The 22,454-nt window shown below is 70.1% G+C and carries 21 protein-coding genes; 12 read left to right on the top strand and 9 right to left on the bottom strand.

All coding sequences use genetic code 11. The features are described 5' to 3' along the window. Nucleotides 1-234: 234 nt before the first annotated feature. The 6 genes from fba to ACX12L_RS18935 all read left to right on the top strand — a co-directional run bounded on the left by fba (nt 235) and on the right by ACX12L_RS18935 (nt 7,899). Entirely contained in the window at nt 235-1,299 is a 1,065-nt protein-coding gene (gene fba, locus ACX12L_RS18960; RefSeq protein ID WP_459263992.1) for a class II fructose-bisphosphate aldolase, read from the top strand. 210 nt (nt 1,300-1,509) lie between these two features. Beyond that, nucleotides 1,510-2,196, top strand: coding sequence for a hypothetical protein (locus ACX12L_RS18955; protein WP_459263991.1), 687 nt, complete (start codon nt 1,510-1,512; stop codon nt 2,194-2,196). A 63-nt stretch (nt 2,197-2,259) separates the two neighbouring features. Beyond that, complete coding sequence (locus ACX12L_RS18950) at nt 2,260-3,870, top strand: Re/Si-specific NAD(P)(+) transhydrogenase subunit alpha (protein ID WP_459263990.1); 1,611 nt, start codon at nt 2,260-2,262, stop codon at nt 3,868-3,870. A 35-nt stretch (nt 3,871-3,905) separates the two neighbouring features. Beyond that, entirely contained in the window at nt 3,906-5,318 is a 1,413-nt protein-coding gene (gene pntB, locus ACX12L_RS18945; RefSeq protein ID WP_459263989.1) for a Re/Si-specific NAD(P)(+) transhydrogenase subunit beta, read from the top strand. A 90-nt stretch (nt 5,319-5,408) separates the two neighbouring features. After that, entirely contained in the window at nt 5,409-7,085 is a 1,677-nt protein-coding gene (locus tag ACX12L_RS18940; RefSeq protein WP_459263988.1) for a long-chain-fatty-acid--CoA ligase, read from the top strand. Between the two features lie 58 nt (nt 7,086-7,143). Beyond that, nucleotides 7,144-7,899: a 5'-methylthioadenosine/adenosylhomocysteine nucleosidase gene (locus tag ACX12L_RS18935; RefSeq protein ID WP_459263987.1), complete on the top strand. Its 756-nt coding sequence runs from the start codon at nt 7,144-7,146 to the stop codon at nt 7,897-7,899. Between the two features lie 164 nt (nt 7,900-8,063). Here ACX12L_RS18935 and corA read toward each other — a convergent pair whose 3' ends face one another. From corA to tsaB, 4 genes are all read right to left on the bottom strand, one after another. Continuing rightward, nucleotides 8,064-9,050 carry a magnesium/cobalt transporter CorA gene (corA, locus tag ACX12L_RS18930; RefSeq protein ID WP_013520893.1) on the bottom strand — a complete coding sequence of 329 codons (987 nt, stop codon included), beginning with the start codon at nt 9,048-9,050 and terminating at the stop codon, nt 8,064-8,066. A 169-nt stretch (nt 9,051-9,219) separates the two neighbouring features. Next, entirely contained in the window at nt 9,220-9,957 is a 738-nt protein-coding gene (locus ACX12L_RS18925; RefSeq protein ID WP_459263986.1) for a uracil-DNA glycosylase family protein, read from the bottom strand. Beyond that, a complete protein-coding gene (gene rimI, locus ACX12L_RS18920) occupies nt 9,954-10,430 on the bottom strand; it encodes a ribosomal protein S18-alanine N-acetyltransferase (protein WP_459263985.1) in 477 nt (158 codons plus the stop codon). The genes ACX12L_RS18925 and rimI overlap by 4 nt, the downstream gene beginning before the upstream one ends. After that, a complete protein-coding gene (gene tsaB / locus ACX12L_RS18915) occupies nt 10,427-11,155 on the bottom strand; it encodes a tRNA (adenosine(37)-N6)-threonylcarbamoyltransferase complex dimerization subunit type 1 TsaB (protein WP_459263984.1) in 729 nt (242 codons plus the stop codon). Before tsaB ends, rimI begins: the two co-directional genes overlap by 4 nt. Before the next feature lie 59 nt (nt 11,156-11,214). Here tsaB and dacB point away from each other — a divergent pair, with 59 nt between their 5' ends. The 3 genes from dacB (at nt 11,215) to ACX12L_RS18900 (ending at nt 15,076) form a co-directional block, all read left to right on the top strand. Continuing rightward, complete coding sequence (dacB, locus tag ACX12L_RS18910; RefSeq protein ID WP_459263983.1) at nt 11,215-12,687, top strand: D-alanyl-D-alanine carboxypeptidase/D-alanyl-D-alanine endopeptidase; 1,473 nt, start codon at nt 11,215-11,217, stop codon at nt 12,685-12,687. A 105-nt stretch (nt 12,688-12,792) separates the two neighbouring features. After that, entirely contained in the window at nt 12,793-14,352 is a 1,560-nt protein-coding gene (locus ACX12L_RS18905; protein ID WP_459263982.1) for an alpha/beta hydrolase family protein, read from the top strand. 28 nt (nt 14,353-14,380) lie between these two features. After that, a complete protein-coding gene (locus tag ACX12L_RS18900) occupies nt 14,381-15,076 on the top strand; it encodes an OmpW/AlkL family protein (protein WP_459263981.1) in 696 nt (231 codons plus the stop codon). A gap of 72 nt (nt 15,077-15,148) precedes the next feature. On the opposite strand, the gene ACX12L_RS18895 is transcribed toward ACX12L_RS18900, so the two are convergent. The 4 genes from ACX12L_RS18895 to purE form a co-directional block, all read right to left on the bottom strand. Further along, complete coding sequence (locus ACX12L_RS18895; RefSeq protein ID WP_459263980.1) at nt 15,149-16,102, bottom strand: SGNH/GDSL hydrolase family protein; 954 nt, start codon at nt 16,100-16,102, stop codon at nt 15,149-15,151. 82 nt (nt 16,103-16,184) lie between these two features. Further along, on the bottom strand, nt 16,185-17,183 hold the full coding sequence (locus ACX12L_RS18890) for an L-threonylcarbamoyladenylate synthase (RefSeq protein WP_459263979.1): 999 nt from the start codon (nt 17,181-17,183) through the stop codon (nt 16,185-16,187). A 5-nt stretch (nt 17,184-17,188) separates the two neighbouring features. Then, a complete protein-coding gene (locus ACX12L_RS18885; RefSeq protein WP_459263978.1) occupies nt 17,189-18,358 on the bottom strand; it encodes a 5-(carboxyamino)imidazole ribonucleotide synthase in 1,170 nt (389 codons plus the stop codon). Nucleotides 18,359-18,366: 8 nt separating this feature from the next. After that, nucleotides 18,367-18,864 carry a 5-(carboxyamino)imidazole ribonucleotide mutase gene (gene purE, locus ACX12L_RS18880; protein ID WP_459263977.1) on the bottom strand — a complete coding sequence of 166 codons (498 nt, stop codon included), beginning with the start codon at nt 18,862-18,864 and terminating at the stop codon, nt 18,367-18,369. Between the two features lie 138 nt (nt 18,865-19,002). Here purE and trxA point away from each other — a divergent pair, with 138 nt between their 5' ends. Together trxA and ACX12L_RS18870 are read left to right on the top strand one after the other, a co-directional pair. After that, complete coding sequence (trxA, locus tag ACX12L_RS18875; protein WP_459263976.1) at nt 19,003-19,911, top strand: thioredoxin; 909 nt, start codon at nt 19,003-19,005, stop codon at nt 19,909-19,911. Further along, on the top strand, nt 19,908-20,726 hold the full coding sequence (locus ACX12L_RS18870) for an META domain-containing protein (RefSeq protein ID WP_459263975.1): 819 nt from the start codon (nt 19,908-19,910) through the stop codon (nt 20,724-20,726). Before trxA ends, ACX12L_RS18870 begins: the two co-directional genes overlap by 4 nt. Nucleotides 20,727-20,754: 28 nt before the next feature. Here the strand turns inward: ACX12L_RS18870 and ACX12L_RS18865 are convergent, their stop codons facing one another. Further along, nucleotides 20,755-21,675 carry a phosphoribosylaminoimidazolesuccinocarboxamide synthase gene (locus ACX12L_RS18865; RefSeq protein ID WP_459263974.1) on the bottom strand — a complete coding sequence of 307 codons (921 nt, stop codon included), beginning with the start codon at nt 21,673-21,675 and terminating at the stop codon, nt 20,755-20,757. 310 nt (nt 21,676-21,985) lie between these two features. Here ACX12L_RS18865 and hpf point away from each other — a divergent pair, with 310 nt between their 5' ends. Then, complete coding sequence (gene hpf, locus ACX12L_RS18860) at nt 21,986-22,333, top strand: ribosome hibernation-promoting factor, HPF/YfiA family (protein WP_013520870.1); 348 nt, start codon at nt 21,986-21,988, stop codon at nt 22,331-22,333. The last annotated feature ends 121 nt before the right edge of the window (nt 22,334-22,454 follow it).

The raw sequence follows: 22,454 nt of genomic DNA, 5'->3' as shown, positions 1-22,454 counted from the left end.
TTCCTGCGCGCGCTCTCCAAGAGTGGCTTGATGGTCTCGAATTGTTCGCGACTGATGTCGCTCGGATAGTTCTTTCTCACTCCCCGAGATTCTCATACCCTCGGGGAGACTTTGAACAGGCTCTAAGGCGATCGCGCAGGCTGCGCGCGTGCCGGCAGCGGTGGCTGGTTAGAATTGGCGGTTACCAAGCGGTTACCGCCGCTTTCCCTTCAACCTTCGAACGGATCCACCGCCATGCCTCTCGTCTCGATGCGCGAACTTCTCGACCATGCCGCCGACAACGGCTATGGCATTCCCGCCTTCAACGTCAACAACCTGGAGCAGGTGCAGGCCGTGATGGCCGCCGCCGACGAGGTGGGCGCCCCCGTGATCCTGCAGGCCAGCGCCGGCGCGCGCAAATACGCCGGCGAGAGCTTCATCAAGTACCTGATCGCCGCCGCCGCCGAGGCCTATCCGCACATCCCCCTGGTCATGCACCAGGACCACGGTACCTCCCCCGCCATCTGCCAGGGCGCGCTGAACCTGGGCTTCGGCTCGGTGATGATGGATGGCTCGCTCAAGGAAGACGGCAAGACCCCGGCAGACTTCGACTACAACGTGGACGTGACGCGCCAGGTCGTCGCCATGGCGCACAAGATCGGCGCCACGGTGGAAGGCGAGCTCGGCTGCCTGGGCTCGCTGGAAACCGGCGAGGCCGGCGAGGAAGACGGCGTGGGCGCGGCCGGCAAGCTGAGCCACAGCCAGCTGCTGACCGACCCCGAGGAGGCGGCCCGCTTCGTCCAGGAGACCCAGCTGGATGCGTTGGCCATCGCCATCGGCACCAGCCATGGCGCCTACAAGTTCACGCGCCCGCCCACGGGCGACGTGCTGGCGATTTCGCGCGTCAAGGAAATCCATGCGCGCATTCCCAACACCCACCTGGTGATGCATGGCTCGTCGTCGGTGCCGCAGGACCTGCTGGCCATCATCAACCAGTACGGCGGCAAGATGAAGCAGACCTACGGCGTGCCGGTCAAGGAGATCCAGGAGGCCATCAAGCACGGCGTGCGCAAGATCAACATCGACACCGACATCCGCATGGCCATGACCGGCGCGGTGCGCAAGTTCCAGTTCGAGAATCCCGACAAGTTCGACATGCGCGAGTGGATGAAGCCGGCGCGTGAGGCGGCCAAGGCGATCTGCAAGCAGCGCTACCTGGAGTTCGGCTGCGAGGGCCAGGGCGCCAAGGTCAAGGGCTACACGCTCGATGAGATGGCGGCCAGGTACGCGGCGGGTGCGCTGCGCCAGCTCGTGAACTGACCGCCGCAGCCAGCGCGTTGCGAAAGGCCCGGCGCCTTGGTGGAGCCGGGTCTTTTTTTGTGTGTGGCGGCGGCGGCGATTTCTCGCGCCAGCATCCGGGCGGCAAAATTCTTCATGTAAGCTTGCGGTCAGCTGCCCCGTGCGGGCGCGGTGTGACGGCTCTAGTCTTTTCCCTCCATGAATCAGGTGATTTCGACAATCAGGTGCCTGTTGCCCTGCGTCCTGGTGGCGCTGGCAGCGTGCGCTCCCCTTCCTTCGCAGCACGCGGAATACCCTGCGGGCCGTGCGCGGCTGGCGCTGCCGGCGGGGGCGTGGGAAGACCTCGGCGCCGACGATCAGGCCGTGCGCCTGCTGCCGGAGCCCGAAGGCAGCATTGCGCTGCAGACCCGCACAGTGGCGCTGCGGGGCGCGCGCCAGGAACTGCTGGCCGTGTTGCGTGTGCAGGCCAACCGCACCAATGACTGGCAAGGTCCCATGCTCTGGCCAGGCAACTGCCCGCCCCAGGAGGGCGTGGTGGTGGAGGACGCCAGCAAGGGCAGCCGCGTGCGCGTGGATTGCCTGCGCTTCAAGCGCTGGGTGGTCGGTCCGCAATGGCTGGAGAAGAACCAGCCTGGTCTCGCTCAATGGCTGGCGGGCCGCAAGCTGGCGCTGAGCCCGCCGTATTCGTATATGAGCTACCGCTACGCCGCCGAGAGCGGGGCCATGGTGGCAGTGGATGTGTTGGCGGACCAGCGGCTGCTGAGCCCCAAGACCCGCAACAACGAGGAATTCCTGGCCGCGGGCAAGCCCGCGCTGCAATGGGGCCACGATCTGGCCCAGGCCGTGCGCGTGAGCGCAGCCATGATGGATGGTTACCTGGCCATTCCCCCCTTCCCGTTCGCGGTATCCACTCCCTAACAACGCCAGCAAGCCTCCCTTGAGCCGGGGCCTTGCACAACGATTACCTCGAGGAGACCTCCCATGCAGACCGACACAACCCCGCAGGCGCAGCCGCAACGCATCGGCGTGCCGCGGGAAACCTTCCCCGGCGAAAAGCGTGTCGCCACCGTGCCCGACGTGGTGGAAAAACTTATCAAGCTCGGCTTCGCGGTCGCCGTCGAATCGGGCGCCGGTGAGGCAGCCAACTTCAGCGACGACGCCTACCGCGCCGCCGGCGCCGAGATCATCGATGGCGCCGCGCAGCTGTGGGCTGCGTCCGACATCGTGCTCAAGGTGCGCCCGCCCAGCGGCGACGAGGTGGACCTGATGCGCGAAGGCGGAACGCTGATCGACTTCATCTGGCCTGCCCAGAATCCCGAGCTGATGGAGCGCCTGGCGGCGAGGAAGGCCACCGTGCTGGCCATCGACTGCCTGCCGCGCACGCTCTCGCGCGCGCAGAAGATGGACGCGCTCACCTCCACCGCGGGCGTGTCAGGCTATCGCGCCGTCATCGAGGCGGCCAACGCCTTCGGCCGCTACTTCAATGGCCAGATCACGGCCGCGGGCAAGGTGCCGCCGGCCAAGGTATTCATCGCCGGCGCCGGCGTGGCGGGCCTGGCGGCCATCGGCACGGCGGCCAACCTGGGCGCCATCGTGCGCGCCAACGACACGCGCGCCGAGGTGGCCGACCAGGTCAAGTCGCTGGGCGGCGAGTTCGTCAAGGTGGACTACGAGGAAGACGGCTCGGGCGGCGGCGGCTACGCCAAGGTCATGAGCGAGGGCTTCCAGGCCGCGCAGCGCCAGATGTACGCCACCCAGGCCAAGGACGCGGACATCATCATCACCACCGCGCTGATCCCCGGCAAGCCGGCGCCGAAGCTCATCACGGCCGAGATGGTGCAGAGCATGAAGCCCGGCAGCGTCATCGTGGACATGGCCGCCGAGCAGGGCGGCAACTGCGAGCTCACGGTGCCCGGCGAGGCGGTGGTGCGCCATGGTGTGACCATCATCGGCTACACCGACCTGGCCTCGCGCCTGGCCAAGCAGTCGTCCACGCTGTACGCCACCAACCTGCTGCGCCTGACCGAGGAACTGTGCAAGGCCAAGGACGGCGTGGCCGTGGTCAACATGGAGGACGACGCGATCCGCGGCCTTACCGTGGTCAAGGACGGCGCCATCACCTGGCCGGCACCGCCGCTCAAGCAGGCGCCTGCGCCGGCGCCCAAGCCTGCCGCCGCGCCCATGCCCGAGAAAAAGGGCGGCCATGGCAGCAGCACCGGCCCGCTGCCGGCCACCACCCTGGCCATCATCTTCGCCGTCGCGGCCGTGCTGTTCTGGTTCATCGGCGCCTACGCGCCCGCGGCCTTCCTGGGCCACTTCACCGTGTTCGTGCTGGCCTGCTTCATCGGCTACATGGTGGTGTGGAACGTCACGCCCGCGCTGCACACGCCCTTGATGAGCGTGACCAACGCCATCTCCAGCATCATCGCCATCGGCGCGCTGGTGCAGATCGCGCCGCCCGAAGCCGGAGCGGGCGGGCGCCCCGACGGGCTGATCCTCTGGCTGGCCTTTGCCGCGCTGGTGCTCACGGCCGTCAACATGTTCGGCGGCTTTGCCGTGACGCGCCGCATGCTCGCCATGTTCCGCAAATAAGAACCAGACAAGAACCATAAATAAGGAAGACGAACATGTCCCAGAGCCTCGCTACGGTGGCCTACATCGGCGCCACCATCCTGTTCATCCTCAGCCTGGGTGGCCTGTCCAACCCGGAAACCTCGCGCCGCGGCAACCTGTTCGGCATGATCGGCATGGCGCTGGCCGTGCTGGCCACGGTGTTCGGCCCGCGCGTCAGCCCTTCGGGCATTGCCTGGATCGTCGGCGCGCTGGTCATCGGCGGCGGCATCGGCCTGTATGCGGCCAGGATCGTCAAGATGACGCAGATGCCCGAGCTGGTCGCGCTCATGCACAGCCTCGTGGGCCTGGCGGCCTGCCTCGTGGGCTTCGCCAGCTACGTCGATACCTCCATCCAGCTCGAAGGCGCGGAAAAGGCCATCCACGAGGTGGAGATCTACGTCGGCATCCTGATCGGCGCCATCACCTTCTCGGGCTCGCTCATCGCGTTCGGCAAGCTCGCCGGCAAGATCGGCGGCAAGCCGCTGTTGCTGCCCGCGCGCCACTGGCTCAACCTGGCCGCGCTGCTGGTGGTGATCTGGTTCGGCCGCGAGTTCCTCAATGCCCACGACGTGCAGGCGGGCATGCTGCCGCTGGTCGTGATGACGGCGATCGCGCTGCTGTTCGGCGTGCACATGGTCATGGCCATCGGCGGGGCCGACATGCCGGTGGTGGTGTCCATGCTCAACAGCTACTCGGGCTGGGCGGCGGCGGCCACGGGCTTCATGCTGAACAACGACCTGCTGATCGTCACCGGCGCGCTGGTGGGCTCCTCGGGCGCCATCCTCTCCTACATCATGTGCAGCGCGATGAACCGCAACTTCATCAGCGTGATCGCGGGCGGCTTCGGCTCGGGCGGCGGCGCGCCGGCCAAGAAGGGCGACGCCGCCGAGCCCCAGGGCGAGGTGGTGCCCATCAGCGCCGCCGAGACCGCGGAGCTGCTGCGCGAGGCCAAGAGCGTCATCATCGTGCCGGGCTACGGCATGGCCGTGGCCCAGGCCCAGCACACGGTGTACGAGATCACGCAGACCCTGCGCGAGAAGGGCGTGCAGGTGCGCTTCGCCATCCACCCCGTGGCGGGCCGCATGCCGGGCCACATGAACGTGCTGCTGGCCGAGGCCAAGGTGCCCTACGACATCGTGATGGAGATGGACGAGATCAACGAGGACTTCCCCGACGCGGACGTGGCCATGGTCATCGGCGCCAACGACATCGTGAACCCCAGCGCGCTCGAAGACCCGTCCAGCCCCATCGCCGGCATGCCGGTGCTGGAGGTGTGGAAGGCCAGGCACTCCATCGTGATGAAGCGCTCCATGGCCTCGGGCTATGCCGGCGTGGACAACCCGCTCTTCTACAAGGAGAACAACCGCATGCTGTTTGGCGACGCGAAGAAGATGCTTGACGAGGTGCTGGGTACGCTCAAGAGCTGACGGGGCATAATTCTCCTGTGAAAAGTACGACCGTGCGGATTTTTCCGGCACGGTTTTTCACATCCAATAAACACATCAGGAGACTTGGAGATGAGCGACCGACCATGGCTGGCGGCCTATCCGCAGGGCGTGCCTGCCGACATTGATCCGACGCAGTACCAGTCGCTGGTGCAGCTGATGGAGCAGGCCTTTCGGGACTATGCGGACCGCACCGCCTACAGCTTCATGGGCAAGGACCTGCGCTTCGGCGAGACCGATGTCCTGAGCCGCCAGTTCGCCGCCTATCTGCAAAGCCTGGGCCTGGTGCGCGGCGACCGCGTGGCGCTGATGATGCCCAACGTGCCGCAGTACCCGATCGCCGTGGCCGCCGTGCTGCGCGCGGGCTTCGTGGTGGTGAACGTGAACCCGCTGTACACGCCGCGCGAGCTCGAGCACCAGCTCAAGGACTCGGGCGCCAAGGCCATCGTCATCATCGAGAACTTCGCCGCCACGCTGCAGGCCTGCATCGCCCACACAGCCGTCAAGCACGTGGTGCTGTGTGCCATGGGCGACCGGCTGGGGCTCAAGGGGCTGCTCGTCAACTACGTGGTGCGCAGCGTCAAGAAGCTGGTGCCGCCCTACCAGCTGCCGGGCGCGGTGCGTTTCAACGACGCGCTGGCCAAGGGCGCGTCGGCCGCGTTCACCCAGCCCGAGCTCAAGCCCGACGACATCGCGCTGCTGCAGTACACGGGCGGCACCACGGGCGTCAGCAAGGGCGCGGTGCTGCTGCACCGCAACGTGATCGCCAACGTGCTGCAGTCCGAGGCCTGGAACGCGCCCGCCACGAGCAAGATTCCGGCCGGCGAGCAGCCCACGGCCGTGTGCGCGCTGCCGCTGTACCACATCTTCGCGTTCACCGTGAACATGATGCTGAGCATGCGCACGGGCGGCAAGACCATCCTGATCCCCAACCCGCGCGACCTGCCCGCCGTGCTCAAGGAACTGTCCAAGCACACCTTCCACAGCTTCCCGGCGGTGAACACGCTGTTCAACGGGCTGGCCAACCACCCGGATTTCGACACCGTCAACTGGAAGAACCTCAAGGTCTCGGTGGGCGGCGGCATGGCCGTGCAGGCGGCCGTGGCCAAGCTGTGGCTGCAGAAGACCGGCTGCCCCATCTGCGAGGGCTACGGCCTGTCGGAGACCAGCCCCTCGGCCAGCTGCAACCCGGTCACGGCCCAGGAGTTCTCGGGCACCATCGGCGTGCCCATCCCCAGCACGTACATGCGCATCCTCGACGACGACGGGCACGACATCTCGGCCACCGGCCAGCCGGGCGAGATCGCCATCAAGGGGCCGCAGGTCATGGCCGGCTACTGGCAGCGGCCCGACGAGACCGCCAAGGTCATGACCGAGGACGGCTACTTCAAGACCGGCGACATCGGCACCATGGACGAGCGCGGCTACTTCAAGGTGGTGGACCGCAAGAAGGACATGGTGCTGGTCAGCGGCTTCAACGTCTACCCCAACGAGGTGGAGGACGTGGTGGCCCTGATGCCCGGCGTGCTCGAATGCGCCGTGGTCGGCGTGCCCGACGACAAGACCGGCGAGGCCGTGAAGCTCGTCATCGTGAAGAAGGACCCCGCGCTGGCCGAGGCGCAGGTGCGCGAGTTCTGCAAGGCCAACCTCACGGGCTACAAGCAGCCCAAGGTGGTCGAGTTCCGCACCGAGCTGCCCAAAACCCCCGTGGGCAAGATCCTGCGCCGCGAACTGCGCGACAAGAAGTAGCGCCGCCGCCAGCCTCTGCAGAGCCGGGACAATCCCGGCTTTTCACGTCCGCCCCGCCATGACCACCGCCATCCTCAGCGCCCTGCCCGAAGAGCAGGGCAGCCTCATGCACGCGCTGCACCGGCCCGAGCGCATCGCGCACGCGGGCCGCGTGTTCTGGCGCGGCGCGCTGTACGGGCGGCCCGTGGTGCTGGCGCTCGCGGGCATAGGCAAGGTCGCGGCCGCCGCCACGGCCGCTGTGCTGGCCGAGCGCTTCGGGGCTGCGCGCATGGTGTTCACGGGCGTGGCCGGGGGGCTGGGCGAGGGCGTGCGCGTGGGCGACGTGGTGGTGGCGAGCGACTACCTGCAGCACGACCTCGACGCCTCGCCCATCTTCCCGCGCTGGGAGGTGCCCGGCTACGGCTGCGCGCGCATGGCCTGCGACGAGGCGCTGACCGCTCTGCTTTCGGAAGCTGCGCGCGCTTATCTGGCGGGCGCTGGAGGCATTTTTAGTGCTGAAAACCAGCTCCATCCGCCGCGTGTGCACCAGGGGCTGATGGCGAGCGGCGACCGCTTCGTGTCGACGGCGCGCGAATCCGGCGCGCTGCGCTCGGCGCTCATGGAGGCCGGCCACGACGTCCTTGCCGTCGAGATGGAAGGCGCCGCCGTCGCCCAGGTGTGCCGCGACTACCGGATGCCCTTCGCCGCGGTGCGCACCATCTCCGACCGCGCCGACGACAGCGCACACGTGGACTTCGCGCGCTTCGTGCGCGACGTGGCAAGCCGCTATGCCGACGGCATCGTGCATGAATTGCTGAAGGCGCTCCAAAAATAGGAGCTACTAACGCTTGTTCAGAAAGCGCTAGAGTCCAATCCGACTTGAAACTGGCGCGCCCCATGCCAGCAGACGCCGTGGAGCCGGCTTCGCCGGGCCACCGGCGTCGTCCCCCCTCCCGCAGGAGAGGGGGGAGGGCGCGCAGCGCCTCAGGGGGGTGAGCTTTATTTCAACCAGCCGCGCTTGCGGAAGTACAGCATGGGCACCACGGCGCTGGCGATCATGAGCGCGATGGCGTAGATGTAGCCGTGCTCCCATTCCAGCTCGGGCATGGCGCGGAAGTTCATGCCGTAGACGCTGGCGATCAAGGTGGGCGGCAGCAGCGCCACGCTGGCCACCGAGAAGATCTTGATGATCTTGTTCTGGTTGATGTTCAGGAAGCCGACGGTGGCGTCCATCAGGAAGTTGATCTTGTCGAACAGGAACTGCGTGTGGCTGTCGAGCGACTCGATGTCGCGCAGGATCTGGCGCGCGTCCTCGAACTGCTCGGCATTGAGCATCTTGCTGCGCATCATGAAACTGACGGCGCGGCGCGTGTCCAGCATGTTGCGGCGGATGCGGCCGTTCAGGTCCTCCTGCCAGGCGATGTCGGCCAGCACGCGCTGGGCGTGGTCGTCGGTCACGTGGCCTTCGAGCACCTGGGTGCTGACCTTCTTCAGGTCGTCGTAGATGCCTTCGAGGGTGTCGGCGGAGTATTCGACGTCGGTGTCGAACAGCGACAGCAGCACCTCCTTGGCATCCTCGATCAGCCCCGGCGCGCGGCGCGCCCGCATGCGCAGCAGGCGGAAGACGGGGATGTCCTCGTCGTGGATGGAGAACAGCACGCCGCAACTCTTGAGCCCGGTGTTGTGCTGGTTCAGGATGAAGGCCACGCGCACCGAGCGCGGCTCCTCGTCATCGTCCACCAGGAAGTCGCTGCGGATGTGCAGCTCGCCGTTGTCTTCCTCGTAGAAGCGCGCAGACTCCTCGATGTCCTCGTCCATCGCGTCCTCGGGGATGGACAGGCCGTAGTGCTGCTTGATCCAGCGTTTTTCCTCCAGCGTGGGCGACTCCAGGTCCACCCAGATCGGCTGGAAGCGCGCCAGTTCTTCCAGGGACTCGATTTCTTCCTGGACCAGCCGGCCATTGGCGAGCGAAAAGATGTTGAGCATGGCTCACTTTCCCGGTTGTTTTTGTGGCGTCTGCGAGGGGGGAGGGTGCTTTCAGCCCCTCGGCAGTCCGGGAGGCTGAAAGCTACCAACTGGGGTAGCTTTCCATGGCGCTATTTCCTGAATGTGTAAGCCGGCGATTATCGCACCCGCCCCCGATGGGCGCAGGGGCTCAGCCAGCGGCCGTATGGCGCACCAGGGCCAGCGCGCGACACAGGTCGGCCCAGGCGGCGGCCTTGGCCTCGGGGGCGCGCAGCAGGTAGGCCGGGTCGTAGCTGACCACGGCCGGCGTGCCGTCGGCCAGGTGGTGCGTGGCGGCCCGCAGGCGCCCCAGGGGCTCGCGGCTGCCCAGCACCGCGCGCGCCGCGGCCAGGCCCAGCACCAGCACCATGGCAGGGCGCAGCGCGGCCAGTGCCTGCTGCAGGCCGGCGGCGGGCTCCACGCCCTCGGCCGGCAGGCCGGGCGCGGGGCGGCCCAGCGTGGCCACGAAGGCGCGCGGGTGCCGGTGCAGGCCCATGGCGCGCAGCATGTTGTCCAGCAGCCGGCCGACCTCGCCGGCCAGGGGCTCGCCCGGCGTGGGGCTCTCCAGCACGACCAGCCAGGCCGCGCCCAGTTCGGGCGGCGTGGCGGCCGGGTCGGCCTGCGGGTACAGCGCCCGGGGCGTGCCCAGCAGCAGGCCTCCCGGCGGCGCGCCTGCCGCCGCCGGTGCCGCGCGCGCGGCGGGTTCCGGCGCCGGGCGCCGCGCGGGCGCGGGCGCCGGCATGGGTGGGGGCGCCGCCGCTTCGGCACGGGCGGTGGCGGGCTGGGCGGTGGCGGGCTCCGGGGCCGGGCGCGCCGGCGGCGCGGCCCAGACGGTGACGCCCATTTCCTGCAGCATGGCGCGTTGGCGCGCGTCCAGTTCGAGGCTCATAGCGGCAGACTCATGACCACGGCGTCCTCGCGCTGGTCGCCCACGCCCGGGTAGTAGCACTTGCGCAGGCCCACGCGGCGGTAGCCATGGGTCTCGTAGACGTGCCGGGCGCGCTCGTTGCCCACGCGCACCTCCAGCCACAGCCATTGCGCGCCCTGGCCGCGCGCCCACAGGGCCAGGGCGTCGAGCATCACGTGGGCCCAGCCCTGGCGCTGGAAGGCTGGCGCCACGGTGATGTTGAGCAGATGCGCCTCCTGCACGCCGGGCATGGCGACGAAGTAGCCCAGGATCTGGGCGCCCGCCGTGAGCAGCTGGACCTGGTAGCCGGCGGCCAGGGCGTCGGTGAAATTGCCGCGCGTCCAGGGATGGGAGTAGGCGCTTTGCTCGATCGCCATGAGCGCGTCCAGGTGCTCGGGCGTCAGGGGCTCGAACCGGGCCTCGGTGGCGGCGGGGGGCTGGGCCATCGCGTTCATGCGTGCGGGGCCGGCGCGGCGCGCCGGGCGGCCTCTCTCTCGGCGGTGGTTTGCGCCACCTTGTCGCGGATGTAGCGCGGCAGCGCGGCGTCCGCGCGCACGGCGCAGCCGGCGGCCAGCAGGGCGGGCGCCAGGCGCAGCAGGGCCGTGGCCGTGGGCAGGGCCTGCACGTGGGGCGCGCCGGGCGCCAGGCGCGCGCCATAGGCGGCGCGGGCGTTGCCGGCCAGCGTCCAGCCGGCGGGCACCTCCACGGCCTCGGGGGCGCACAGGCCGAAGTCCTGCGGCGCGCGCCAGTGGCCGCCGGCGGCGGCCGTGGCGTCGGGCCGCCACTCGAAGGGCGCCGCGTAGACCTCGTCCATGCGCGCGTCCAGCGCGGCGACCACGCGCGTGCAGCCATGCGCCGCGCGCGCCTCCTCGGCCACGGCCAGCAGCGTGTCCACGGGCAGCACGGGCACGCCCTGGCCGCCGCGCGCGCCGAAGGCCAGGCCCTGGGCCACGGAGCAGGCCGTGCGCAGCCCCGTGAACGAGCCCGGCCCGCGGCCGAAGGCCACGGCGTCGAGCCGCTCGAACGACAGCCCGGCCTGCGCCAGCAGCGCGCGGATGGCCGGGATCAGGGTGGCCGACGCCTGGGCGCCGCCCGGGCCGTGGTGCTCGCACACCAGCGCGTCGTGCCGCACGGCGATGGACAGGGTGTCGGTGCTGGTGTCGAAGGCGAGCAGGTTCATGGAGGGCCCGATTATCGGCTCTGCGCCGGGCCATGGGCGGGGCGATAGACTTTGCGGCCATGCTGCCCCCGTCCTTTGCGCGTGCCTTGCGCCGCCTGCGCCGCGCGGCCTGCGCCGGCATCGCCAGCTTCTGCCTGGGGGCCTGCGCCGCGGCCCCGTCCGGCCCGCCGGCCGATGCCGGCGCCTTGCCCCCCGCCGTCGATGCGGCGCTGCAGCGCGCCGGGCTGCCGCGCACGGCGCTGTCGGCCATGGTCGTGGATGTCGAGGGGCGCGCGCCCGCGCGCCTGGCCTACCAGGGCGACAAGGCGGGCAACCCGGCCTCGGTCATGAAGCTGGTGACCACCTTCGCGGCGCTGGACATGCTGGGCCCGGCCTTCACCTGGGACACGCCCGTGTACCTGGACGCCATGCCCCGGGACGGGCGCCTGCGCGGCAACGTCTACATCAAGGGCCAGGGCGATCCCAAGCTGGTGGTGGAGCGGCTGTGGCTGCTCATGCGCAGCCTGCGCGCGCTGGGCGTCGCCCGGATCGAGGGCGACATCGTGCTCGACCGCGGCGCCTTCGCGCTGCCGGACCACGACCCGGCCGGGTTCGACGGCGAGCCCTGGCGCCCCTACAACGCCGCGCCCGACGCGCTGCTGCTCAACTACAAGGCCGTGGCCATGGACTTCACGCCCGACGCGGCGGCCGGCGTGGCCCGCGTGCGCTACGCGCCGCCGCTGGCCGGGGTGGAGCTGCCGGCCAGCGTGCCCCTGGCGCCCCCGGGCACGGCATGCGGCGACTGGCGCACCACTTTGCGCGCCGATTTCGCCGATGCCGCGCGCATCGCCTTCCAGGGCGTGTACCCGCAGGCCTGCGGCGCGCGCGAGTGGTCCGTGGCGCCGGCCGATCCGGGCGGCTATGCGGCGCGCGCCGTGGAGGGCATGTGGCGCGAAGTGGGCGGCACGCTTGCGGGCCGCGTGCGCGACGGCCAGGTGCCCGCGGGCCTGCAGCCGGCGTTCGGCAGCCGCTCGCCCGCGCTGGCGGAGGTGGTGCGCGACATCAACAAGCACAGCAACAACGTCATGACGCAGCAGCTGCTGCTCACGCTGGGGCTGCACAGGGGCGGCCAGGGCAGCTTCGAGGCCGCGCGCGCCGTGCTCGCCCAGTGGTGGCGCGAGCGCATGGGCGGCGCCGATGCGCCCGTGGTGGACAACGGCGCGGGCCTGAGCCGCGAGGCGCGCCTGAGCCCGCGGGCGCTGGCGCGCATGCTGCAGCAGGCCTGGGCCTCGCCCGTGATGCCGGAGTTCGTCGCCTCGCTGCCGGTCGCGGGCGTGGACGGCACGCTGCGCCGCAGGCCGGCCCTGCCCGCGGGCGCCGCCCACCTCAAGACCGGCAGCCTGCGCGACGTGGCGGCCATGGCCGGCTACGTGCTGGCCGCCAGCGGGCGCCGCTACGTGCTGGTGGCCATCGTCAACCACCCGGACGCGGCCGCGGCGCGGCCCGCGCTCGACGCGCTGGTCGACTGGGCTGCGCGCGATACGGGCATGTGACCGGCCCGCATTGGTGGTTTCCCGCCCCACCGGAGGCGGGGGCCGGGATTAACATCGCGCAATCCAAAAAAGAACGATCGTTCTATTCATAACAGGAGATCAGCGATGAACAAATGGACAGGACTGGCCATGGCCAGCGCCGCCGCGATGCTGGCGGCATGCGGCGGAGGCTCCGATCCGGGCGGCAGCACCGCGACCGACCTGAGCGGGGCGCGCGGCTCCCTCATGTACAACCCGCCGCTGCGCGTGACGGCGCTTTCCGCCGCCGAGTTCAAGGACCGGCTCGCGGCCAGTCCGAGCGGCCAGAGCCTGCTGGCGCTCGCGGGCGCGCCCAGGTGCGGCGTGAACGTCCACTACATCGAGTACGGCACTGTGGGCGGCGCGGGCGAGAAGACGAACGCCTCGGGCGCGCTCATGGTGCCCTCGGGCGACGCGGCGGGCTGCAGCGGCCCGCGCCCCGTGGTGCTGTATGCCCACGGCACGTCCACCGACCGCGGCTACAACATCGCCGACATCACCGAGCCCGCGCGCCCCGGCGCCTCCGAGGGCACGCTGCTGGCCGCCATGTATGCGGCGCAGGGCTTCATCGTGGTGGCGCCCAACTACGCGGGCTACGACGTCTCCAAGCTCGGCTACCACCCCTACCTGAACGCGGACCAGCAGTCCAAGGAGATGATCGACGCGCTCGCCGCCGCGCGCAAGGCGCTGCCCGGCATCAACGGCCAGGACGGCGGCAAGCTGCTCATCACCGGCTACTCGCAGGGCGGCCACGTGGCCATGGCCACGCACCGCGCGCTGCAGGCGGCCAACCAGCCCGTGACGGCCTCGGCGCCCATGTCGGGGCCGTATGCGCTGGGCGCCTTCGGCGATGCCGTGTACTACGGCAACGTGAACCTGGCCGCCACCGTGTTCACGCCGCTGCTGGCGTCGAGCTACCAGAAGGCCTACGGCAACATCTACGGCCAGCCATCGGACATGTTCGAAGCGGCCTACGCCACCGGCATAGACCAGCTGCTGCCGTCCACCACGCCCATCGAAACGCTCTTTTCCCAGGGCAAGCTGCCGCAGACGGCGCTCTTCAGCAGCACGCCGCCCGCGCCCGCGTTCGCCGGCATCACGCCGCCGACCCAGCCGCCGGAGCTGGCGCCGCTGTTCGCGCTGGGCTTTGGCAGCAACAACCTGGTGAAGAACAGCGCGCGCCTGGCCTACCTGCAAGACGCCATGGCCAACCCCGATGGCGCCGTGCCCGCGCTCACCACCGGAGGGCAGGCCGCCACGCCCCAGCATCCTCTGCGCAAGGCCTTCAAGGCCAACGACCTGCGCAACTGGGCGCCCCAGCGCCCGGTGCTGCTGTGCGGCGGCAATGCCGACCCGACGGTGTTCTACCAGGCCAATACCGTGCTCATGCAAGGACTGTGGTCTCCCCCCTCGCCGCTGGCGCTGCCGGCCGGCGTGCTGACGGTGCTGGACGTGGATTCGGCCAGCGGCGGCGCGTCCGACCCGTTCGCCGCCGTCAAGGCGGGGTTCGCCCAGGCCAAGGCCAATGCGGCCGCGCAGGGCGGCGCCAATGCCGTGGTGCAGGCCTACCACGGCTCGCTGGTGCCGCCGTTCTGCAACGTGGCCGCGCGCGCGTTCTTCCAGCAGGTGCTGGCATCGGGCGGCTGAACGCCGTTGCACAAGGAGTACCGACACCATGGCACGCTTCATCCCCCATGCCCTGTCCGCCGCCGCGCTGCTCGCGCTGTGCGGCACCGCTTCGGCCCAGTTCACCGTGCGCGGCGGCCTGAGCCACATCGCCCCCCATTCCTCGGCCACCGACGCCGTGGGCCCCATGCTGCCCGGCCCGCCGTCGGGCATCAGCATCGATGTGCAGAACAAGTCCACGCTGTTCCTGTCGCTGGCCTATGGGTTCCACCCGAACATGGAGTTCGAGCTCGCGCTGGGCTACCCCCCGACCCACGACGTGAACGCCAAGGTCGCCCCCTGGCTGCCGCCGCACATCGTGGCCTTCGACGGCCGGAAGGTGGCCGAGGTGCGCCAGATCGCCCCCACGCTGTTCTTCAACTACAAGTTCGGCGACGCGGCCAGCCGGTGGCGCCCCTTCGTGGGCGTGGGGCTGAACTACACCAACTTCGACAAGCGCACCTCCACGGCCGCGAACAACGCGCTCAACGGCGGCCCCACGGACATCCGCCTCTCCGATTCCTGGGGCCTGGCGGGGCAGATGGGCCTGAGCTACCGCATCAACGAGCGCTGGTCCATCACCGGCGCCATCGCCACGGCGCGCGTCAAGAGCAAGCTCACGACGCGCACGGCCGGCGTGCAGCGCGAGATCGACATCCGCTTCCACCCCGTGGTGCTGACCGTCAACGCCGGTTATACGTTCTGAGCGGCCTGTTGCCGCCGGATGCGAAAAAGCCGACCCGCGGGTCGGCTTTTTCATGCGCGGGACGGCCCGCGGTCACCAGCGCAGGCGCAGGCGGTCGTAGACGTAATCGCCGAGCCTGCGGTGTGCGTTCGGCGTGAGGTACACCTTGTCGGCGAACACATAGAGGTTGTAATCGGCGCCGGCCAGCAGCGTGGACGGGGTGCACAGGGCCGAGTTCACCTCGCCCGCGCCTATGCCTATGCCCGGGCCCGCGTCCACCGAGGTGCAGACCGGCGTGCTGCCGTTGGTGAAGCCATAGCCGCCGGGGTTGCCCTGGAACAGGTTCACGTAGTAGGCAATGTCCACGTAGAACACGGTCTTGCGCAGGTCCTCGATGGCGACCAGCAGGTCGTTGTTGAAGCGCAGGCTGGCGCGGCTGATCAGGTCCTGCCTGCCGATGGCCACGGCCCAGGGCGTGCGGCTCAGGTCGTAGGTGCCGGTCACCAGGATGTGCTTGGCGCCGGCGTCGGACAGGCGGCGCACCTGCGCGGCCAGGTCCTGGCCCGCCTTGCCAGCGGCATTCACGTACTGGTCCTCGGTGAGCGTGCCCGCCTGCACGGCGGCCATGCCGGCGACGATGTCGCCCACGCCGGCGCTGAATATCGCCAGGTCGCCATCGGCGAACTGCTGGCCGGCAAGGAACTGGTCCACCTGCCGCGCCACCGTGGGCGTGCTGGCATCGCCCGCCGCATCGGGAGTGGCCGCCACGCGCGCATTGCCCTGGGCGTAGCTCAGACCGCCTGCCGACACGGGCTGGACCGTGCCGCCGTAGCGCGAGGCGAGCTGCAGCGTCCAGATGTTGAGGCTGCCGTCGTTGACCGTGTAGCTCGATCCCTTCTGGCCCACGTCGGCCTGGCCGTCGCCGAAGGCGATGAAGCGCGTGGGCGCGAAGGCGGATTCGACGGTGCTGGAACCACAGGCCGCCAGCAGGGCGGCCGATGCACAGGCGGCCGCCAAGAAGCTGCGGCGCATCCAATTTGCTGGCATGTATTTCTCCGGATTGAGGTGGGCGAGAGTTTAACGACAGGGTCGCGTCAGGGGTATGGCGGTGCGTGGCGCCATGCAGGGATCAGCCGGCGGCCGCGGCGCGCTGCAGGCGGTCGCGCACGCCCTCCCAGTCGGGCGCGTCGGGCGGGGTCTCGATCCAGATCAGGCGCGCGCCCGCGTCGTCGAAGCCGCGCAGCGCGGCGAACAGCTGCTGCGCGGCCGCGGCCGCGTCGTCGGGCATGCGGCGCAGGATGATCCTGGACGATGCCGAGCGCAGCGGCGCGCGCGCATAAACGGCCAGGTGGGCGGCGTCGGCGCCCAGCACGTCCAGGCCGGCCTGCAGCTGCCGGGCGTCCATCAGGCGCACGCGTGCCGTCGGGGCGTAATGCGCCAGAAGCGTGCCTGACGCGCGCGGGGTGTGCGCTGGAAGCTCTTCTTTCGATAGTGGATGCAGGCCGCAGGCGCGCTGCACGTCCGCGCGAGAGACGGCGCCCGGGCGCAGCAGCACCGGCACGCCGCGCGTGCAGTCGATGATGGTGGATTCGATGCCCACGGCGCAGGCGCCGCCGTCGAGCACCAGCAGTTCCTCGCCGAACGCGTCGGCCACGTGCTGCGCCGTGGTCGGGCTGACCTTGCCGAAGTGGTTGGCGCTGGGCGCGGCCACGCCCCACACGGGCGGGTCGAGCCGCTGGCAGGCGGCCAGCACGGCATGGGCCACGGGGTGGGCGGGGCAGCGCAGGCCCACGCTGTCCTGCCCGCCCGTGGAGGCCCGCGCCGCGGCGGGCAGGCGCGGCAGGATCAGCGTGAGCGGGCCGGGCCAGAAGGCGTCGATGAGCTGCTGCGCGAACAGCGGCACCTCCTTGGCGTAGTGGGTGATGGCCGCGCTGTCGGCCACGTGCACGATCAGCGGGTGATTGGCGGGCCGTCCCTTGGCGGCGAAGATCCGGGCCACGGCCGCGTCGTCGTCGGCGTCGGCCGCCAGGCCGTAGACGGTCTCGGTCGGCAGGCCCAGCAGCTCGCCGCGCGCCAGCGCCTGCGCCGCGGCCTGTACCGAGGAGGGGAGCGCGCCGTCCAGGATCATGGGGGTCAGAAGGGTTCGATGCCGAGGAGGGCCGCCGCCTCGAGCGCCGTGGCGCGCACGGCCTCGGGCGTGGCGCCCGTGACGTTCAGGTGGCCCATCTTGCGCCCGCGCTTCGCGTCGCGCTTGCCGTACAGGTGCAGGTGGCAGCCGGGCAGCGCCAGTACCTCGTCCCAGGGCGGCGTGGCGGGGCCGTCGCCGTTCCTGAACCACAGGTCGCCCAGCAGGTTCAGCATGATGGCCGGGCTGTGCAGGCGCGGCTGCACCAGGGGCAGGCCGGCCATGGCGCGCACCTGCAGCTCGAACTGCGACACGTCGCAGGCATTCTGGCTGTAGTGGCCGCTGTTGTGCGGGCGCGGGGCGATCTCGTTGACCACCAGGGCGCCGTCCTGCAGCACGAAGAACTCCACGCACAGCACGCCCACGTAGTCCAGGCCGTCTGCTACCGATTTGGCAGCTGCCAGCGCTTGGCTGGCCTGCGCTGGAGGCAGATTTCCCTCATGAACTTCGGTCACGGCCAGGATGCCGCCCCGGTGCAGGTTGCGCTGCACGGGCAGGTGCACGGCATGGCCGTCGCGGCCGCGCGCCACGATGACGGAGCACTCGTGCGCCAGCGGCAGCATTTTTTCGAGCACGCAGGGTACGCGGCCCAGGTCGTCCCAGGCGGCGGCCAGTTCCTGCGGCGTCTGCACGCGCGCCTGGCCCTTGCCGTCGTAGCCCAGGCGCGCGGTCTTCAATATGCCGGGCAGCAGGCCGGCATCCACGGCGGCGAGCTGCGCGGGCGTCTCTATCACCGCGTGCGGCGCCACGGGCACGCCGCAGCGCACGAAGTGGGCCTTCTCGGCCGCGCGGTCCTGCGCGATCGCCACGGCGCCGCCCGCGGGCGACACGGGCAGGCTGCGCGCCAGGATGTCGAGCGCGGCGGCGGGCACGTTCTCGAACTCGGTGGTCACGGCGGCGCACAGGCGCGCCAGCGCGGCCAGGCCCTGCGGGTCCTCGTAGCCGGCGCGGATGTGGTGCTGGCTCACCAGCCCGGCCGGGCTGGCCGCGTCGTCGTCCAGCACGGCCGTGGCGTAGCCCATGGCCTGGGCCGCGTGCACGAACATGCGCCCCAGCTGCCCGCCGCCGAGCACGCCCAGCGTGGCGCCGGGCAGGATCACGCCCAGGCCCGCACTCATATCCGCGCTCATGCGGCCACCGGGGGCAGGGTCATGGCGCGCGCGGCGGCGGTCTGCTCGGCGCGGAAGGCTTCGAGCCGCTCGCGCAGCGCAGGGTCGTTGCTGGCCAGCAGGGCCACGGCGAACAGCGCCGCGTTGGCCGCGCCGGCCGCGCCGATGGCGAAGGTGGCCACGGGCACGCCCTTGGGCATCTGCACGATGGAGTGCAGCGAATCCACGCCCGAGAGATGCTTGCTCGCCACGGGCACGCCCAGCACCGGCACGCAGGTTTTGGCGGCGATCATGCCGGGCAGGTGGGCGGCGCCGCCCGCGCCCGCGATGATGGCCTGGAGGCCCCGGCCGGCGGCGGCCTCGGCGTAGCGGAACATGTCGTCGGGCATGCGGTGGGCCGAGACCACCTGCGCCTCGTGCGCGACGCCGAACTGCTGGAGGATGGCGACTGCGTGCTGCATGGTGTCCCAGTCGCTGCTGGAGCCCATGACCACGCCGATCTGGATGGGGTTCATGTGAAGAGTGCGCGCAACGGCGTTCGTCGGGGGGAACCCGGCATTTTACTTTTTGCGCATGCGCCCTGCCGGCACTCCGTCCCCCGGCGCCGAATATGTCCGAGAATCCCCGTTGAGCCATTACCGGGATGCCTACACATGATCGACGTCACCCTAGAAACCTTTGAGACCGAGGTGGTAGCCGCCTCCATGAACCAGCCCGTGCTGGTGGACTTCTGGGCGCCCTGGTGCGGCCCGTGCAAGACGCTGGGCCCGGTGCTGGAAAAGCTGGAGACCGAATACGCGGGCCGCTTCAAGCTCGCCAAGATCGACTCCGACCAGGAGCAGCAGCTGGCCGCCATGTTCGGCATCCGCAGCATTCCGACCTGCGTGCTGATGATGAACGGCCAGCCGGTCGACGGCTTCATGGGCGCGCAGCCCGAGGGCCAGCTGCGCGCCTTCCTCGACAAACACGTGCCCAGCGCCGAGGCGCTGCAGGCAGAGGAGCAGGAGGAAGAGGCGCAGGATGCGCTGGCCGAGGGCGACACCGAGGGCGCGCTGGAAAAGCTGCAGCACGCCGTGGCCACCGACCCGGCCAACGACGAGGCGCGCTTCGACTACGTGAAGCTGCTGCTGCAGCTCGGCCGCGAGGACGATGCCAAGGTCGCCTTCGCCCCCGTGATCGCAAAGGCCGATGCCTCGCGCCGCCTGGGCGCGCTCAGGGCCTGGATGGATGCTCTTGATTTCGTAGCTTCTGGCGCCCATGGGGAGGGCGCTGATGCCCAATTCGATGCAAAAATCGCCGCCAACAAGCGCGACTTCGAGGCGCGCTTCGGCCGCGCGCGCTGGCTCATGGCCCGGCAGCGCTGGACGGATGCCATGGACGAGCTGCTGGAAATCCTCATGCGCGACAAGACCTGGAACGACGAGGCCGCGCGCAAGACCTACGTGGCCATCCTGGAGATCATCGAGCCGCCCAGGGCCAAGGTGGCCGAGGGCCAGATCCCGCCCGAGGACCCCGTGGTGGCGACCTACCGCCGGCGCCTGTCCAGCGTCGTGCTGAGTTGAGCGGGCGCCGCGGCGCGTGGCTGGCGGCGCTGCTGCTTGCCGGCTGCGCCGGTGCGCCGGGGCCCGACGCATTCATCACCGGCGCCGTGATTTCGCGCGAGCGGCTCTACGTCCCGCCCGGCGCGGTGTTCGATGCCGCCCTGGTGGACGTCACGCAGGCGGGGGAGCCGCCCCTGGTCCTGGGGCGTCAGCGCCTGGCCCCCGCGGGGCCGTTGCCCTACGAATTGCGCATTCCCTACCGGCAGGCGCTCATTCATCCCCAGGGACGTTACGAGGTGCGCGCCGCGCTCACGCAGCAGGGGCGCCTGCTGCTGGATACGCCGGGCGTGCATCCGGTCCTGCTGAGCCCGGAGTTCCGGCATGTGGACGTGATCGTGGCGCGCGTGCCCTTGCTCGATGCCACGCTGGCGGCTGCCGTGCCCTTGCGCCAGACCTACTGGAAGCTGGCCGAGGTGGTGGGCAGGGCTGCCCTGCCGCCACCGGCGGCGGGCGCCGAGGCCGCCCATCTGGTGCTCGCGCGCGACTCCAACCGGGCAATGGGCTCGGGCGGCTGCAACCGCTTCGCTGCGCGCTACGCGCTGGCCGGCGGGCAATTGCGTTTCGACGCGCTGGTGTCGGGGCTGCGCCTGTGCCTGAAGGGCGGGACGAGCGAGCTGGCCTACCTGCAGCAGCTCGGAGCCGCCGCCTCCTACATGCAGCAGGGGCGCATGCTGGAGTTGCGCGACAGCGCCGGCAAGCCCCTGCTGCGTTTTGTCGCCGAGGAGCGCGGAGCGCCGCCGCCCGAGGACGAGGAACCGCCGCTGCAGGCCGCGTGATGCCGTGATGGCGGGCGCGCCCGGGGGGTCAGGCCGTCAGCCGCTGCAGCGCCTCGCGGTACTTGGCGGCGGTCTTCTCCACCACCTCGCGCGGCAGGCGCGGCGCGGGGGCGGTCTTGTTCCAGGGCTTGCCGCCCACCTGGGCCTGCTCCAGCCAGTCGCGCACGAACTGCTTGTCGTAGCTGGGCGGGTTCTCGCCGCGGGCCAGCGCCTCGGCATAGCCCTCCACGGGCCAGTAGCGCGAGCTGTCGGGGGTCAGCACCTCGTCCATCAGCACCAGCTCGCCGGCGTCGGTGAGACCGAACTCGAACTTGGTGTCGGCAATGATCATGCCCTTGGCGAGCGCGATGGCGGCGGCGGCCTCGTACAGCGCGATGCTGATGTCGCGGATCCTGGCGGCCAGCTCCGGGCCGACCATCTCCACGGTGCGCTCGAACGTGATGTTCTCGTCATGCTCGCCCATGGCGGCCTTGGCGGCCGGCGTGTAGATGCTGTGGGGCAGCCTGGCTGCGTTGGTCAGGCCGTCCGGCAGCGGCACGCCGCAGACCGAGCGCGACTCCTGGTACTCCTTCCAGCCGCTGCCGGCCAGGTAGCCGCGCACCACGGCCTCGATGGGAATCGGCTTGAGGCGCTTGACGAGCATGGAGCGCCCCCGCACCTGGGGCGCCTCGGCCGGTGTGACCACGCTCTCGGGCGCCTCGCCGGTCAGGTGGTTGGGCACGATGTGCCCGAGCTTGTCGAACCAGAACAGCGCCATCTGCGTGAGCAGCTCGCCCTTGCCCGGAATGGGCTCGCCCATGATCACGTCGAAGGCCGAGAGCCGGTCGCTGGCCACCATCAGGATGCGGTCGTCGCCCACGGCGTAGTTGTCGCGTACCTTGCCGCGCGCCAGCAGCGGCAGCGAGGTCAGGGCGGAGGTGTGCAGGGCGGAGGTGCTGGGCTGGGTCATGAGACGGTTGGGCGAAAGGTCTGCCCCGCCATCGCCGGGGCCAAAGCGGGCCATTCTAGCCATGGCGCCGGAGCCCGTGGCGCGGTGATCCGCAGGTCGCCACGGGCTGGAAATCCAGCCGATTGTGAAGCTTTTTGCGCGCCTTGGCACCCCGCCGCCATATCCCGTGCACATGGGGCGGGAACGCATTGCGTTCCGGTGCGTGCGGGCGCATAGTGAATCCAGGCCCGAATGCATGCATGTTCGCCAGCTGCCCCGGACCGGTACCGGGGCGGTGTTTTTCAACGAGTGAGCCACAGGAGGCTTGTCTATGAACTTGACGATCAGCGGTCATCACCTCGAAGTGACCCCCGCCTTGCGCAGTTATGTGACGTCCAAGCTGGAGCGCATCATCCGCCACTTCGACCAGGTGGTGGATGTCAAGGTGCTATTGACCGTGGAGAAGCAGAAGGAAAAGGAAAAACGCCAGCGCGCCGAGTGCACGGTGCACGTGAAAGGAAACGACCTGTTCGTGGAGAGTGCGCATTTCGACCTGTACGCGGCCGTGGACGAACTGATGGACAAGCTCGACCGCATGGTCGTGCGCCACAAGGACCGCATGCAGGACCACCAGGCCGGCGTACGCCGCGCCACCGTACAGGCCGCCGCGGCCTCCTGAAGGAGCGGCCAGAGCCCGTCCGCGCCACCGCCGTGCAAAAGCGGTGCCGCAACCGCCCACGGGGCGGTTTTTTGTTGCTGGTGGATACACTCTCAGGGTTTCCGCTGGGCGTGCATAATCG

Source organism: Alicycliphilus sp. T452 (genome assembly GCF_054512775.1).
Note: the sequence above shows the minus strand (reverse complement) of the source record. Positions and strands in the feature narration are given on the sequence as shown.